Below are 14,903 nucleotides of genomic sequence, written 5' to 3' on the forward strand. Positions count from 1 at the left end.
GCACGATGAAAATTCTTATTCTGGGTGCGGGACAAGTCGGTGCATCGGTCGCTGCCACGCTGGCACGCGAGGACGATGATGTCACGCTGGTGGATACCAACAACAGCAATCTGCTGAAGTTACAGGATCACTACGATATCCAGACTATCCAGGGTGAGGCCTCGCATCCGGACGTGCTGGCCCGGGCCGGTGCCGAGGATGCCGATTTGATTCTGGCCGTGACCAATAGTGATGAGACCAATATGGTCGCCTGCCAGATCTGCCATACGCTCTATAACACCCCAACTAAAATTGCCCGTATCCGCAACACCGGCTATTTATCAACGCCACAGATATTCGATAAGGAAAATCCTCAGGCGATCCCGATTGATATGCTGATCAGCCCGGAACAGATAGTCACCGAATATATCCAGCGTTTGATCAGCCATCCCAATGCCCTGCAGGTACTCGATTTTTCCGAGGGCAGAGTGCAACTGGTGGCGGTCAAGGCTGTGCATGGGGGTCCGCTGGTCGGTCATCCGCTTCGCGACCTGAAACAGCATATCCCCAAAACTGACACGCGGGTTGCCGCTATTTTCCGTGAGGGCAGACCGATCACTCCGACCGGTGATACCGTCATCCAGGCCGATGATGAAGTCTTCTTCATTGCCGCCAGCAAGGATATCCGTGCCGTCATGGGCGAACTGTGCCGGCTGGAAAAACCCTATCGCCGCATCATGCTGGCCGGTGGCGGCAATATCGGCGCCCGGCTCGCCAAAGCGCTGGAGAAGCATTACCAAATCAAGCTTATTGAGGCCAATCCACAACGCGCCGAATATCTCTCGGAAGAGCTGGCAGACACTATCGTCTTATTGGGCGATGTCGCCAATGAAGAGCTGTTGCTGGAAGAGGAAATCGATAAGGTCGACTTGTTCTGTGCCCTGACCAATGATGATGAGGCCAATATCCTGTCTTCCATGCTGGCCAAGCGGCTGGGGGCCACCAAGGTGCTGTCGCTGATTAACCGTGCGGCCTATGTGGATCTGGTGGAAAGCGGCAGCATTGATATCGCGCTGTCACCGCAGCAGGCCACCATCGGCAGCTTGCTGGCCCATATTCGCCGTGGTGATATTGTCGCGGTGCATTCCCTGCGCCGGGGAGCCGCCGAGGCACTGGAAGCCATTGCCCATGGGGACAGCAGTTCGTCCATGGTGGTCGGGCGTCGCATTGATGAAATTGACTTGCCGCCGGGCACGACGATTGGTGCCGTCGTTCGCGGTGAGGAAGTCATCGTGGCCCATCATGATACGATCATTGAATCCGAGGATCATGTGATCCTGTTTTTGGTCAATAAACGCTATATTAAGGAAGTCGAACGGCTGTTTCAGGTCGGCTTTACCTTCTTTTAGAGGCGAGATGGAATCAAATCTGCAAAATCACTTTCTGGTAGCGATGCCGGCGCTGAACGATACCTTCTTTTATCGCTCGGTGGTCTATCTTTGCGAGCACGATCAGAACGGGGCGATGGGCCTGATTATCAACCGGCCCACCAAAGTGATGCTGGCAGAATTGTTGTCCCACCTCAAAATCGACAATAACAGCGATTACATCAAAGATACGCCGGTGTTATTTGGCGGTCCGGTGCAGAAAGGTCAGGGTATGGTGATACATGACAAGCCCGATGCTGGCTGGAAGTCGAGTCTGCAATTGTCCGATAAAATTTTCCTGACTACCTCGACCGATATTCTGGAGGCCATCGGCACCGACCAGGGCCCGCAACACGCGCTGGTCACGCTCGGCTATGCCGGCTGGGGCGCCGGTCAGCTGGAACAGGAACTGGCTGAAAACAGCTGGCTGACAGTCCCGGCCAATCAGGACTTATTATTTGAGACACCCGCGGAACAGCGCTGGCAGGCAGCAGCCGGGCTGCTGGGCATAGACATAAACCTGATGTCCAACAGCAGCGGCCACGCATGACAACAAGCAGGACGATTTTGGGTTTTGACTTCGGCATGAAAAACATCGGCATTGCCGTGGGTCAAGAACTGACCCGGACAGCCAATCCGCTGACAGCCATCAAAGCCCGCGACGGCATTCCCGACTGGGAGCGACTGGGTAAACTGCTGCAGGAATGGCAGCCCGGGCTGCTGGTAGTAGGGCTGCCGCTCAATATGGATGGTAGCGAACAGGCAATGACCGCTGCAGCCCGTCGCTTCGGCAATCGCCTGCACGGTCGTTTCAACCTGCCGGTAGAATGGCAGGATGAGCGGCTCAGCACTTATGAAGCACTGGATCATCTGGGGATCCGCAGTAAAATGGATTCGCGTCAACGCAGCGACGTTGATCAAATATCGGCACAACTCATCCTTCAATCATGGCTGAATCAACAATGACCACCGCACTCACACAAACGCAGGTACAGGAACTGCTGCAGAACATGGCAGCAGAAATCGGTGACAGACTCGGCGATCGCCACCCGCTCTTGATCGGCATTCACACCGGCGGAGTCTGGGTAGCCAAAGCACTGCAGGAGATTCTCGGGCCCGATTTCTTTGATGCACCTATCGGCACGCTGAATATCGCCTACTATCGCGATGATTTCACCCGCATCGGCATGCACCCTCAGGTCACCCCTTCCGACCTGCCGTTCAGTGTCGATGGCCGTCACCTGCTGCTGGTCGATGATGTATTACACAGCGGCCGTACCACCCGTGCCGCCCTCAATGAAATCTTCGATTACGGCCGGCCGGCCAGCGTGACGCTGGCCGTTTTGATTGAACGTAATGGCCGTGAACTGCCGATACAGCCCGATATCATCGGTGAATCCCTTGAGCTGTCCAAAGACCAGCAAATCAAGCTGGTTAACAACGCTGGACTGCAACTGGAATACCGAACCAAGGGAGTGGTGAATGAAGAATAACCAACTGACCGACAGCGGCCAGCTACGCCACTTCCTGACTATCGAGGGACTGAAAAAGCCTCTGCTGACCGAGATCATGGATCGGGCCGAACAGTTTTCCGGTATCACCCATCGCCAGGTAAAAAAAGTCCCCATCCTGCGCGGCAAAACCATCGTCAACCTGTTTTTTGAAAATTCGACCCGTACCCGTTCGACGTTTGAACTCGCTGCCAAACGCCTGTCGGCCGACGTGATGAATTTCAATATCAGTACCTCCGCAACCTCGAAAGGTGAGAGCCTGCTCGATACCCTGCATAACCTGGAATCGATGCACACCGATATGTTTGTGGTGCGTCATAATCAGAGTGGCGCCGCTGAATTTATTGCGCAGCATGTCGCTCCCGATGTCAGTGTGATCAATGCCGGTGACGGCTGTCATGCCCATCCGACCCAGGCGATGCTTGATATGTTCACAATTCGTCGCCACAAGCAGGAGTTTCACAACCTGCGCGTTGCCATCGTCGGTGATATTCTGCATTCCCGTGTCGCCCGCTCTCAGATTCAGGCACTGGCAACACTGGGGGTCGGTGAAATTCGTGTGATCGGCCCTAAAACCCTGTTGCCTTCCGACTGTCAGACCCTCGGCGTACATGTCTATCACAATATGGAAACCGGTCTGGAGGGTGCCGATGTCGTTATCATGCTGCGACTGCAGCTGGAACGTATGCAGGGCGCTTTACTGCCCAGCGCGCGTGAATACTTCCACTGCTTCGGTCTCACCGAAGACAAGCTGAAACTCGCCAAACCGGATGCCATCGTCATGCATCCGGGGCCGATAAACCGCGGTGTGGAAATCGCATCCAGTGTCGCCGACGGCCCACAGTCGGTCATTCTGGAACAGGTGACTCACGGCATCGCGATCCGTATGGCAGTGATGTCGATGGCGCTGGGCGCTCAGTCAGAACAACACGAGATACCTGCATGAAGATCCGTATTAAAAATGGCCGAGTAATCGACCCGGCCAGTCAGCTTGATGCCCGTCAGGATGTGTATATCAGTGACGGCAAAATCGTTGCTATCAGTGACTATCTTGATGACTTCAGCGCCGATCGGGTTATCGATGCCACCGGGTTGCTGGTCATTCCGGGCCTGGTTGATCTGAGTGTGCGGCTGCGAGAACCCGGCCAGGAGCATACGGCCACCATTCAAACTGAAACCGCCGCTGCTGCTGCAGGTGGTGTCACGACCGTCTGTGTACCGCCCGATACTGACCCGGTAATTGACAACCCCGCCGTAGTAGAACTGATTGAGGATCGCGCTAAGAAAGCCGGCCGCACGATGGTGCTGAGCATCGGCGCCATGACCCAGAACCTTGGCGGTGAATTACTGGCGGAAATGGCTAGGCTGAAAGCCGCCGGCTGTGTCGGTATCAGTAATGGCCTGTCCGCCATCAAGAACAACGTAATTCTGCAGCGGGCGATGGCTTACGCGGCCACCATGGACATGACCCTGTTTCTTAATGCCGCCGATCCCTGGCTGACGAAACAGGGCTGCGTGCATCAGGGTGCGGTCAGTTCACGGCTGGGCCTGGGCGGCATTCCGGAAAGTGCTGAAACTATCGGTGTCAGTCGCGATTTGATACTGATTGAAGAAACCGGAGTGCGCGCTCACTTTCATAATCTATCCTGTGGTAAAGCGGTGAAATTGATTCGTGACGCACAGAACCGCGGCCTGCCGGTCACCGCTGATGTCAGTGCCCATCACCTGCATTTATCCGAGCATGATCTGGGCAACTACGATTCACTGAGTCATGTCTTACCGCCGCTACGCAGTATCCGTGACCGTGAGCAGTTGCAACAGGGTGTCAGGGAGGGTGTGATAGCCGCGATTTCCTCGCATCACCAGCCACTGGATCGCGATGACAAGCTGGGGCCCTTTGCCGAAACCCAGCCCGGCATCTCCGGTCTGGAAACCCTACTGTCACTGACTCTGAAACTGGTAGAAGATGATGAAATAGAATTACAGCGTGCGATTGCTGCTTTAACCTGCAACCCTGCAGATATACTGGGTATAGATGCCGGTCAGCTTAAAACCGGGGCCATTGCCGATGTGTGCCTGGTCGATCCTGACTCGGAGTTTGAATGCCAGCCACTGAATTTTGTCAGTGCAGGTAAGAACAGCCCCTTCGCCGGCTGGCTGTTCAACCACCAGGTCAGTCATACGCTGTTCCATGGCCGGCTGGTCTATGAACGTGATTAAAAAGGATATTTTATGCTGAACTCCCGGTTCCTGAGCCTGTCAGCCATTGGCCTGACAAGCCTGTTACTGAGCGCCTGCAGCCCTGAAGTCGGCAGCGACAAGTGGTGCCAGAACATGGAAGCCAAACCCAAAGGCGACTGGACCGCCAACGAAGCCACTGATTACGCCAAACACTGCCTGTTTAAAACTGATGAATCATAAAATCTATGCTTTCGATTTTGACGGTGTTATCTGCGACAGCGCCGTCGAAACCGGTACCGCTGGCTGGCTGGTGGCACGTAAACTTTGGTCAGATATGCCGGAGACCATGCCGCCGGCGTTAATGCCGCAGTTCCGCACTGTCAGACCGGTGATGGAAACCGGTTATGAAGCGACGCTGATAATGCGGTTATTGTTTGAAGGCATGCCTGCAGACATGCTTATGGAAGCCTTTCACCATCAGATTGAAGCATTACTGATTCGCGATGCGCTGAATGTCGACGAGCTCAAGGAAGTCTTCGGGGCGACCCGTGACGAATGGATCGCGGAGGACTTCAGCAGCTGGATTGCAATGAATCCGCTGTTCGACGGAATTGCTGACAAATTAAAGCAGATCGACACCGATAACAGCTTTATTATTACAACTAAGCAGGAACGTTTTGTCGATCATATCCTCAGCGCCAACGCTATTCAGTTTCCACTCGACAGAATCTATGGGCTTGACCGCAATCTGAGTAAGCAGCAGATCCTGACCGACCTGAGCCTGGAGCACCCTGAAGCCGAAATTCTGTTTATCGAAGACAGACTGCCAACCTTGATTAACGTCATCACCGATGATCGTCTGGATCGGGTCAAACTGTTCCTGGCTGACTGGGGTTACAACACCGCAGAAGATCGCGACAGCGCAGCCAGTATCAAGCGCATCAGAATCATCAGCCTGGCCGACATGCCGTCGCTTTAGCGCTGGCCGAAACCACCGCCGCCCGGCGTGCAGATTTCTATCTGATCGCCGGCTTCCAGTTCCACCTGATCACAGGCAGCTAGGGTTTCACTCCTCCCATCGACACGGATAAGTCGATTACTGCCGCGCTGTCCCGCCTCTCCGCCATGCAAACCGAAAGCAGGAAACTCACGGCCATTGGAAAGAATACTGACGGTGACCGGCTCCAGAAAAGCCAGACAGCGCACAGCGCCGTCACCACCCTGCCAGCGACCCTGACCGCCGGAACCGCGACGGATTTCGTGCTTAATCACGCGCACCGGATAACGGCTTTCCAATACCTCAGGATCGGTGAGCCTGGAATTGGTCATCAGGCTCTGCACCACCGGCGTGCCATCAAAACCATCCACCAGCTCACCAAGATCATCAAAGATGCCGCCGGCGCCACTGCCTCCGGCCAGGGTTTCATAGTACTGGTGGCGGGCATTACCGAAAGTCAGGTTATTCATGGTTGGCTGCGCTGCGGCCATCACGCCCAGCGCCCCGTAGAGCGCATTGGTAATGCAGGTTGAGGTTTCGACATTACCGGCTACCACCGATGCCGGATATACCGGGTTCAGCATGGATCCTTCGGGTATTTTCAAACTCAATGGCTTCAGACAGCCGGCGTTTAGTGGAATATCATCCTCAACCAGTGTCCGGAACACATACAATACCGCGGCGATGGAGACGGCTTTGGGAGCATTGAAATTATTATTCTGCTGCTTACTGGTGCCGGAAAAATCTATCTCTGCACTGCATTGTTGTTTATTCACCCGAATGGCGACCTGAATCCGGCTGCCGTTGTCGAGACTGACGCTGAAATTACCGTCATGCAGTTGATCAATGACCTGTCTTACCGCCTGCTCAGCATTATCCTGCACATGCTGCATATAGGCCTGCACTACATCAGCCCCGTAATCCTGACAGAGCCGGCGCAGCTCCTGTACCCCTTTTTCATTGGCGGCGATTTGGGCCCGGCAATCGGCCAGATTCTGTTCAATATTACGGGCTGGATAGGGGCCCTGCTGTAATAATTCGACCAGCGCCTGTTCGCGCATCACGCCGTTCGATACCAGCTTGAAATTGCTGATACAGATACCTTCTTCATCTATATGTGTGGAAAAGGGGGGGATCGAGCCGGGCGTCAGGCCGCCGATATCGGCATGATGACCACGGCTGCCCACATAGAACAACGGCTTGTTGTGGCCGTCCAGAAACACCGGTGTAATCACCGTCATATCCGGCAGGTGAGTGCCGCCGTGGTAGGGATCGTTCAGTAAAAATACATCTCCTGCTTCGATCGTGTCGCGATTGGCTTCGATCACCGACTTTATGCTTTCACCCATCGACCCCAGATGTACCGGTACATGCGGTGCGTTGGCAATCAGCTGGCCATACGCATCAAACAGGGCGCAGGAGAAATCGAGCCGTTCCTTGATATTGACCGACAGGGCCGTATTCTGCAGTTGCAGGCCCATCTGCTCGGCAATATTCATAAACAGATTATTAAAGACTTCCAGCATCACCGGATCGGCCTCGGTACTGCGCTTGCCGCTGGCTTCATGCCGCTGCGCCTGCCTCAGTAGCAAATGCTGACGCTCACTGACTTCGGCCTGCCAGCCGGGTTCGATGACGGTGGTGGCATTATTCTCGGTCAGAATCGCAGGACCGTTAATCACATCACCGGCCTGCAATCGCGAGCGTTCAATCAGCGCGGCCTGATGCCAGGCTTGCTTGCTGAAAAAGCGCACCGTTGCAGTAACCGGTATATCCCGCCCCTGTTCTGCCGCTGTGAGCTGTTCCTGTGGCGCTGTCGACTGCAACAGCGCTTCCACTGATATCGCGTCAACTATCAGGGCTTTGTCCGGTTGCAGGAAAGAAAACCGCTGTTTATAGGCATCATTGAAAGCTTTTCTTATCTCCTGCAATGATCCGGCAGGCACTATCATGACGGTATCACTGCCCTCATAGCGAACATGCAGCCGCTGACGCACGATCATATCGCCTGTCTCTGCGTATTGCTTGCTCAGATCCTGCTGCGCCTGAGCGCTGAGGGCGTCCAGCTCGGAATTAATTGCCGTCAGGCCGGCTTCATTCAGCGCACAGTCGATGCTTTTTTCCCGGATCAGGCTCTGATCGGCGAGTCCCATGCCATAGGCGCTGAGCACACCGGCAAATGGGTGAATCAGGATTTGTTTCATGCCCAGCGCTTCCGCCACCAGGCAAGCATGCTGGGCGCCGGCGCCGCCGAAGCATTGCATCAGATAGCGGGTGACATCATAACCGCGCGCAACCGAAATCTTTTTAATCGCATTGGCCATTTGCTGCACCGCAATGCGGATAAAGCCTTCAGCGACTTGTTCAGGCTCAAGGCCGGTCTGGTCCGCAAGCTCAGCAAAGGCTTGCTCCACCATCGTCTTATCTAGTGGCTGATTGGCATCAGGACCAAACACCTGGGGGAAGAAATCAGGCTGGATTTTGCCCACCATCAGATTGGCGTCGGTCACGGTCAAAGGGCCACCGCGCCGGTAACAGGCCGGTCCCGGATTGGCACCCGCACTTTCCGGACCCACCCGGAAACGGGCACCGTCATACTGCAGAATCGAACCGCCCCCCGCCGCCACTGTGTGAATACGCATCATCGGAGCCCGCATCCTCACCCCGGCGACCTGGGTATCAAACTCGCGCTCAAACTCACCGGCGTAATGTGACACATCGGTCGAGGTACCACCCATATCAAAACCGATGATCTGATCAAAACCGGCCAGTTCGGCAGTACGGGCCATGCCTACGATACCGCCCGCCGGACCCGATAAAATCGCGTCCTTGCCCTGAAACTGGCGGGCATCGGTCAGCCCCCCCGAAGACTGCATGAAGTACAGCGGCACACCGGGCATCTGACTCGATACCTGATCAACATAACGACGCAGAATCGGTGACAGGTAGGCATCAACCACCGCGGTATCACCGCGGCTGACGAATTTAATCATCGGGCTGACTTCGTGCGAACAGCTGATCTGGCTGAAGCCGATAGCCTCGGCCAGCTCGCGGGTCTGTTGCTCATGCGCTTGGAAACGATAACCATGCAGAAAAACAATGGCAAGGCTGCGAAAACCCTGCTGATAACAGTCCTGCAGTGACGTTTTAAGGCTCTGCTTATCCAGTGGCGTCAGCACCTCACCATCCTGGCTGACACGTTCATCCACTTCGATAACGGACTGATACAGCAACTCGGGCTGACGGATATGCCGGTCAAACAGACGGGGACGGTTCTGGTAGCCGATCTGAAGCGCATCGCGAAAACCACGGGTGGTGAGCAGCACGGTCTTTTCGCCCTTGCGTTCCAGCAAGGCATTGGTCGCCACTGTGGTGCCCATCTTGACCGCGCTGACCTGATCAGCCGGGATCAATGCATCTTCGCTGAGACCGAGAAAATATCGAATGCCGGCCACAGCGGCGTCGCTGTATTGCTCCGGATTGTCTGACAGGAGTTTATGCGCTATCAGCGTGCCATCCGGTTTACGCGCAACAATATCGGTAAAAGTGCCGCCGCGATCGATCCAGAATTGCCATTGTTGCTTTGATGATGCAGTCATATCACAAGGATAAAACAAAAAGCCGGATTATAGCGTCTGAAAAAGCTGAGCTTATAACAGAGCATCAGACCGGGAAGGAAAACTTTGACTGGGAAATTTAAAAGAAAAGTGGCGGAGCGGACGGGACTCGAACCCGCGACCCCCGGCGTGACAGGCCGGTATTCTAACCAACTGAACTACCGCTCCACATTTTTCTTTTCACCGGCTTGAACAAGCCAGTTGCGAGAAGAAGCGTGCAAATATACAGCAAAATTTTAAAAGGTGTTAGTGTTTCCTGAAAAAAATTTCAGATTTTCTAATCGACCTTTTGCCAGAAGCGCTGCTTGGCACGCTGCAACTTTTCATACCCCGCCAGCAAAGCATTATGGCGATCAAAGCCTTGCAGGCTTAAACCCGGGCTATGCAGGCCATGAAACACCGTTCTACCCTCGACGATCTCTATACCCTCGGCCACGGTTTGCTCACCGTACATCTGCGACAGGCCGCGACGATAGTCTGCATAATCCCGTTCTGTATGCCATTTGATATCCAGCAGCGCCCGCAGACAACGATAAAATCGTTGCTGCGCTTCATCGCCCTGCCCCAGCGACAAACACCAGTCGACCCACTCCAAGGCCTGTTCATCTTCGAGCGCCAGGCACAGCATGAGCTTAATTTCACCCAGCCGCACGCTGGACCACAGGGTACCCGGATCAGGTGCCAGACCGATAAACTGCGCCACCGGTGCATGATCGTTGTAACCGCCCTCTTCCAGTGCCACCAGTAATTCGTGCCAGTCTTCACGATCACCCTGTTTGAGTGACAGCAGCGCCTCGCGGAATAAAGCCCCTTCGTTGTTGTTTTCCCAGACCAGTTCATCAACCGGATAGATATCCGACATGCCCGGCACCAGAATCCGGCAGGCATAAACCTCCAGATGCTGGTAATCGGCGATGTAGATATCAAAGCCCAGCTCATGGATAATTCCCGTCAGCCAGCTGAATTCGTCACGGGTGCTGGCATCATGATCCCAGTCGACAAAGTCATAATCCGGCTGCTCACGGAAAAAGTCATAGGAAATGTAGCCACTGGAATCGATAAAATGCATTTCCAGGTTGGCTGGTGACGCCACTTCATCCATATCAAAGGTCGGTGGGTGAAACACATCCAGCTGATCCAGACCCCGTCCCTGCAGCAGTTCGGTCACAGTTCGCTCCAGCGCCACTTCAAAACTCGGGTGGGCGCCGAAAGAAGCGAAGACGGAACCATCACGCGGGTTAATCAGGGTCACGTTCATCACCGGAAACTGTCCGCCCAGCGACGCGTCGGCCACTTTCAGCTGATAGCCATGCCCAGCCAGTTCGTTGAGTGCTGCCTTGATTTTAGGGAAGCGATCAATCACCGCCTGCGGCACTTCCGGCAGGCAAAGTCCTTCGGCAATAATCCGGTTTTTAACGTAGCGCTCGAACACTTCAGACAGGCCCTGCACCCGGGCTTCATGCCGGGTGTTCCCCGCTGACATGCCGTTACTGACATAGATATTGCCAATGAGATTAACCGGAAAATAACGCACCGCGGCATCACGGACACGGGTATAGGGCAAAGCACAAATCCCCCGCTCCGTATTACCGGAATTGGTATCAATAAGATGTTCCGGGCTGAGCTCGCGATTGGGATCAAAATGTGCCCACAGCTCCTGGTCCAGCAGGCCCTCCGGCATCTCTCCGTTTTCCGAGAGAAACCAGCGCTCATCCGGATAATGCACAAACTCGGCCTGACTATGCTGTTCACCGAGATAAAAGTCGGCAAAGAAGTAATTACAGCTCAGTCGCTCAAAATATTCACCCAGCGCACTGGCCAGGCAGGCCTTGGCACTGCTGCCCTTACCATTGGTAAACATCAACGGGCAGCTTTTATCGCGGATATGGACTGAATAAACATGGCTGACCGGATTCAGCCAGGAAGCCTCCTCAACATCAAAGCCGAAATCTTTCAGCGTCTGCTGCATGGTGGCGATACTGGTTTCCAGATCCCGGTCTTTGCCCTTGATAAAGGTTTTTTCTGTCATCGTAATTCCAAAAAAAGAACCCCCTGCCCGGCAAACGGACAGAGGGCGCTTCAGTCGTGGATAGATAAGTTACATTTCTTCTGCGGCAGCGATCGCTTTTCTCACCAGGCGACCTTCCGCACCGCCGACATCTTTCGCCTTGATGGCTTCCAGATTCTTCGGCTCACCGACAATAATCGCACCACCCATACCGGCGCCGATATGCGGTGTGCACTTGTAGACATAAATGCCTTCAACGGTGAAGGTGCGCTCATAGTTTTCACCTAGTTTTGAATGCCAGGCCTCAGCGCCTTCCGGGATCAGGCCTTCCAGCGATTGGGTATCGTGGGTCGGCATATTTTCCCAGGCCACGGTATCGCCCGGCTGGATTGTCACCACCAGCGGATCATATTTCAGACCGACTGCTTTAACGATATGTATTTCGCCGCCTTCAGCCGAAGCTGCATCATCTTCTTCAGGCAACACTTCTTCAGCCTGAGCGGGCGTGGCGGGAGCATTTTCCAGTGACTCGAACTCGGTACCCGTCTCAGCAACTTCATCAACAACCGTTTCAGGAACTGATTCCTTGGCATCTTCCATGTGTTCTGTTGTGGTCTCGTTCAGACCACCCACTTCATTCTGTTCCAGAGGCTGGGTCGTTTCATCCTTAACAGAGGCCGGCGCCACCGCACTTTGTTCCGCGATATCAGCTTCAGTTTGCGGTGCAGGCACTTTGCCGTAGCGTTCCTCGCTATCATCAACAAACACCGTTGTCACCAGAACGACGACAAAAATCGCGACGATTGCCAGTATCACGGCGACAGTAATGGCATTTTTCTTATACATAATCCCTCCTGAATTAAAGAATACCAACCCATCATAACATCACTCTGTGACAGGCTTGTGTAGATAAAATCAAACTCTGCCCGCTTTTCTGTCATACTATGCAACAGACGACAAAGATCCATTGTCAGTTCCTGCCCGGCGTTTCGCCACGGTTTTCAAACAACAATCCTAATTTCGTTTCAGGCTGCTCTATACAGCGCTTTGAACACGACAGGCTCGCGCCGGCTTTGCGAAGCTGAGCAGCGCCGGGATTGAGCTTATTTTTTGAGTATTTTTATGACATTTTCATCTCTCGGTCTCAGCGATCCGATTCTTCGGGCCATTGCCGAACAAGGTTATGATCAACCCACACCCATTCAGGCGCAGGCTATCCCTGCCATTATGAGCGGTCAGGATGTGATGGCCGCTGCCCAGACCGGTACCGGTAAAACAGCCGGCTTTACCTTACCTATCCTGCATCGCCTTGCATCAGGCAAGCCGGCGGGGGCCAACCAGGCCCGCGCCCTGATCCTGACACCGACTCGCGAACTCGCGGCCCAGGTCGCTGACAGTATCAAGACTTATGGCAAACATCTGCGCCTGCGCTCAACCGTGGTATTCGGTGGCGTCAAAATCAATCCGCAAATGATGAAGCTGCGGCAGGGTGCCGATGTGCTGGTTGCCACGCCCGGCCGCTTAATGGATTTGTACCAGCAAAATGCGGTCCGCTTTGACCACCTGGACGTCCTGGTACTGGATGAAGCCGATCGCATGCTGGATATGGGCTTTATTCATGACATCCGCAAAATTATCGCCCTGCTACCTAAAAAACGGCAGAACCTGTTGTTTTCGGCCACGTTCTCCAACGACATCCGTAATCTGGCCAAACAGCTGGTACACAACCCGGTGGAAATCTCGGTGTCACCGGCTAACAGTACCGCGACCAACGTCAAGCAGTGGATGGTGCCGGTGGACAAAAAACAGAAGCCGGCACTGTTAAGTCAGCTCATTCGGGACAATAACTGGTTTCAGGTACTGGTTTTTTCGCGTACCAAACATGGTGCCAACAAGCTGACCAAACATCTCGACAGTGCCGGCCTCAAAGCCGCAGCGATTCATGGCAACAAAAGTCAGGCCGCCCGGACCCGGGCATTGTCCGAGTTCAAGGCCGGTCAGGTGCAGGTACTGGTCGCAACCGACATTGCCGCCCGCGGTCTGGATATTGATCAGTTACCGCATGTTATCAATGTGGATTTACCTAATGTCGCCGAGGACTATGTTCACCGGATCGGGCGTACCGGTCGCGCCGGTGCCAGCGGTGAAGCGATTTCGCTGGTCAGCGCTGATGAGGCTGAACAGCTGTTCGCGATTGAACGGCTGATTGGAAAAAACCTGGATCGGGAATATATCGATGATTTCGAGCCGGTTCATGAAGTCCCGGTATCACGGCCTGTGACTGCCGCCCAACAGCGTCCACGCCGCCCCAAAAAGCCGCGACCGGAACACCGAGATGGTCAACGCAGTGAAACCGCCCACGCACAAAAACGCCGCCGTCCGCCTCAGGCCGCAGCGGGGCGTCGTTCCCGCCGCAGCCGCACTAAATCCGCTTAGTGTGCCGCGGCTGACGGGTCGTGCGCAGGTAAGGTTTGACTGTTTTGAAGCCGGCCGGAAACATCAGGCTGGCTTCTTCATCAGTCACGCTGGGAGCGATAATTACATCATCACCCAGCTGCCAGTTGACCGGGGTCGCCACCTTGAATTCTGACGTTAACTGAATTGAGTCCAGTACCCGCAGGATTTCATCAAAATTGCGGCCGGTGGTCATCGGATAGGTCAGCATCATCCTGATTGTCTTGTCCGGCGCGATAATAAATACCGACCTTACCGTGGCGTTGTTTACCGCGGTTCGCCCCTGTGCACTGCCCGGCTCTTCCGCTGGCAGCATGTTATAGCGTTTGGCCACGGCCAGATCGTTATCGGCAATGATGGGGTAGGTGATCTTATGGCCCTGGGTCTCTTCGATATCCCGCTGCCACAATTTGTGGTCCTCTACCGCATCAACACTGAGGCCGATAACCTTGCAGTCGCGTGCTGCAAATGCCTCGGCAAGCCCTGCCATATAACCCAGCTCTGTGGTGCACACCGGGGTAAAATCTTTCGGATGGGAAAAGAGGATGCCCCAGCTGTTGCCAAGCCAGTCGTGAAACTGAATCTTGCCATGCGTGGTCTGGGCAATAAAGTCCGGCGCTGTATCGTTAATTCTCAGTGACATATCCGCCTCCTTTGATTAACTCAGCAGGCTGAAAAATTCAGCATTTCATCAGCTTAATGATAACGCTAAATTCGGTGGCAGACAGC

General features: G+C 54.5%; 13 protein-coding genes and 1 tRNA gene. 9 read left to right on the forward strand and 5 right to left on the reverse strand.

Going from position 1 to position 14,903, the window contains the following annotated elements; all coding sequences use genetic code 11:
* Nucleotides 1-5 precede the first annotated feature (5 nt).
* The 8 genes from trkA to FH755_RS03600 are packed head-to-tail and all read left to right on the forward strand — an operon-like array spanning nucleotide 6 to nucleotide 6,077.
* Nucleotides 6-1,388, forward strand: a complete 1,383-nt coding sequence (trkA, locus tag FH755_RS03565) for a Trk system potassium transporter TrkA (protein ID WP_292438736.1) — start codon at nucleotides 6-8, stop codon at nucleotides 1,386-1,388.
* A gap of 7 nt (nucleotides 1,389-1,395) precedes the next feature.
* Nucleotides 1,396-1,956 (forward strand): YqgE/AlgH family protein, encoded by a 561-nt coding sequence (locus FH755_RS03570; protein ID WP_292438737.1) that lies wholly within the window; start codon nucleotides 1,396-1,398, stop codon nucleotides 1,954-1,956.
* Nucleotides 1,953-2,372, forward strand: coding sequence for a Holliday junction resolvase RuvX (gene ruvX, locus FH755_RS03575; RefSeq protein ID WP_292438739.1), 420 nt, complete (start codon nucleotides 1,953-1,955; stop codon nucleotides 2,370-2,372). The genes FH755_RS03570 and ruvX overlap by 4 nt, the downstream gene beginning before the upstream one ends.
* Nucleotides 2,369-2,899, forward strand: a complete 531-nt coding sequence (pyrR, locus tag FH755_RS03580) for a bifunctional pyr operon transcriptional regulator/uracil phosphoribosyltransferase PyrR (protein ID WP_292438742.1) — start codon at nucleotides 2,369-2,371, stop codon at nucleotides 2,897-2,899. The genes ruvX and pyrR overlap by 4 nt, the downstream gene beginning before the upstream one ends.
* Nucleotides 2,889-3,863 (forward strand): aspartate carbamoyltransferase catalytic subunit, encoded by a 975-nt coding sequence (locus FH755_RS03585; RefSeq protein WP_292438743.1) that lies wholly within the window; start codon nucleotides 2,889-2,891, stop codon nucleotides 3,861-3,863. The genes pyrR and FH755_RS03585 overlap by 11 nt, the downstream gene beginning before the upstream one ends.
* Nucleotides 3,860-5,137 carry a dihydroorotase gene (locus FH755_RS03590; protein ID WP_292438744.1) on the forward strand — a complete coding sequence of 426 codons (1,278 nt, stop codon included), beginning with the start codon at nucleotides 3,860-3,862 and terminating at the stop codon, nucleotides 5,135-5,137. Before FH755_RS03585 ends, FH755_RS03590 begins: the two co-directional genes overlap by 4 nt.
* A gap of 12 nt (nucleotides 5,138-5,149) precedes the next feature.
* On the forward strand, nucleotides 5,150-5,338 hold the full coding sequence (locus FH755_RS03595) for a DUF3012 domain-containing protein (RefSeq protein ID WP_292438746.1): 189 nt from the start codon (nucleotides 5,150-5,152) through the stop codon (nucleotides 5,336-5,338).
* Nucleotides 5,328-6,077, forward strand: coding sequence for an HAD family hydrolase (locus FH755_RS03600; protein ID WP_292438748.1), 750 nt, complete (start codon nucleotides 5,328-5,330; stop codon nucleotides 6,075-6,077). The genes FH755_RS03595 and FH755_RS03600 overlap by 11 nt, the downstream gene beginning before the upstream one ends.
* Here FH755_RS03600 and FH755_RS03605 read toward each other — a convergent pair.
* From FH755_RS03605 to FH755_RS03620, 4 genes are all read right to left on the reverse strand, one after another.
* A complete protein-coding gene (locus tag FH755_RS03605) occupies nucleotides 6,074-9,694 on the reverse strand; it encodes a hydantoinase B/oxoprolinase family protein (protein ID WP_292438750.1) in 3,621 nt (1,206 codons plus the stop codon). The two genes, FH755_RS03600 and FH755_RS03605, sit on opposite strands and share 4 nt — an antisense overlap.
* A 109-nt stretch (nucleotides 9,695-9,803) precedes the next feature.
* Nucleotides 9,804-9,880, reverse strand: a tRNA-Asp gene (locus FH755_RS03610).
* A 109-nt stretch (nucleotides 9,881-9,989) separates the two neighbouring features.
* On the reverse strand, nucleotides 9,990-11,741 hold the full coding sequence (ycaO, locus tag FH755_RS03615; RefSeq protein ID WP_292438752.1) for a 30S ribosomal protein S12 methylthiotransferase accessory factor YcaO: 1,752 nt from the start codon (nucleotides 11,739-11,741) through the stop codon (nucleotides 9,990-9,992).
* A gap of 69 nt (nucleotides 11,742-11,810) precedes the next feature.
* Entirely contained in the window at nucleotides 11,811-12,566 is a 756-nt protein-coding gene (locus tag FH755_RS03620; RefSeq protein WP_292438754.1) for a plastocyanin/azurin family copper-binding protein, read from the reverse strand.
* Between the two features lie 276 nt (nucleotides 12,567-12,842).
* Here FH755_RS03620 and FH755_RS03625 point away from each other — a divergent pair, with 276 nt between their 5' ends.
* Nucleotides 12,843-14,156, forward strand: coding sequence for a DEAD/DEAH box helicase (locus FH755_RS03625; protein ID WP_292438757.1), 1,314 nt, complete (start codon nucleotides 12,843-12,845; stop codon nucleotides 14,154-14,156).
* Here FH755_RS03625 and FH755_RS03630 read toward each other — a convergent pair.
* On the reverse strand, nucleotides 14,143-14,817 hold the full coding sequence (locus FH755_RS03630; protein WP_292438759.1) for a peroxiredoxin: 675 nt from the start codon (nucleotides 14,815-14,817) through the stop codon (nucleotides 14,143-14,145). The two genes, FH755_RS03625 and FH755_RS03630, sit on opposite strands and share 14 nt — an antisense overlap.
* Between the last annotated feature and the right edge of the window lie 86 nt (nucleotides 14,818-14,903).

Source organism: Methylophaga sp. (assembly GCF_009711715.1).
In the GTDB taxonomy this organism is placed as follows: domain Bacteria; phylum Pseudomonadota; class Gammaproteobacteria; order Nitrosococcales; family Methylophagaceae; genus Methylophaga.

Excerpts from the sequence above, each read along its gene's own strand:
- trkA (WP_292438736.1), top strand. The coding sequence starts at position 6 with ATGAAAATTCTTATTCTGGGTGCGGGACAAGTCGGTGCATCGGTCGCT.
- FH755_RS03590 (WP_292438744.1), top strand. The coding sequence starts at position 3,860 with ATGAAGATCCGTATTAAAAATGGCCGAGTAATCGACCCGGCCAGTCAG.
- FH755_RS03600 (WP_292438748.1), top strand. The coding sequence starts at position 5,328 with ATGAATCATAAAATCTATGCTTTCGATTTTGACGGTGTTATCTGCGAC.
- FH755_RS03630 (WP_292438759.1), bottom strand. The coding sequence starts at position 14,817 with ATGTCACTGAGAATTAACGATACAGCGCCGGACTTTATTGCCCAGACC.
- ruvX (WP_292438739.1), top strand. The coding sequence starts at position 1,953 with ATGACAACAAGCAGGACGATTTTGGGTTTTGACTTCGGCATGAAAAAC.
- FH755_RS03595 (WP_292438746.1), top strand. The coding sequence starts at position 5,150 with ATGCTGAACTCCCGGTTCCTGAGCCTGTCAGCCATTGGCCTGACAAGC.
- FH755_RS03620 (WP_292438754.1), bottom strand. The coding sequence starts at position 12,566 with ATGTATAAGAAAAATGCCATTACTGTCGCCGTGATACTGGCAATCGTC.
- FH755_RS03625 (WP_292438757.1), top strand. The coding sequence starts at position 12,843 with ATGACATTTTCATCTCTCGGTCTCAGCGATCCGATTCTTCGGGCCATT.
- FH755_RS03605 (WP_292438750.1), bottom strand. The coding sequence starts at position 9,694 with ATGACTGCATCATCAAAGCAACAATGGCAATTCTGGATCGATCGCGGC.
- pyrR (WP_292438742.1), top strand. The coding sequence starts at position 2,369 with ATGACCACCGCACTCACACAAACGCAGGTACAGGAACTGCTGCAGAAC.
- ycaO (WP_292438752.1), bottom strand. The coding sequence starts at position 11,741 with ATGACAGAAAAAACCTTTATCAAGGGCAAAGACCGGGATCTGGAAACC.
- FH755_RS03585 (WP_292438743.1), top strand. The coding sequence starts at position 2,889 with ATGAAGAATAACCAACTGACCGACAGCGGCCAGCTACGCCACTTCCTG.
- FH755_RS03570 (WP_292438737.1), top strand. The coding sequence starts at position 1,396 with ATGGAATCAAATCTGCAAAATCACTTTCTGGTAGCGATGCCGGCGCTG.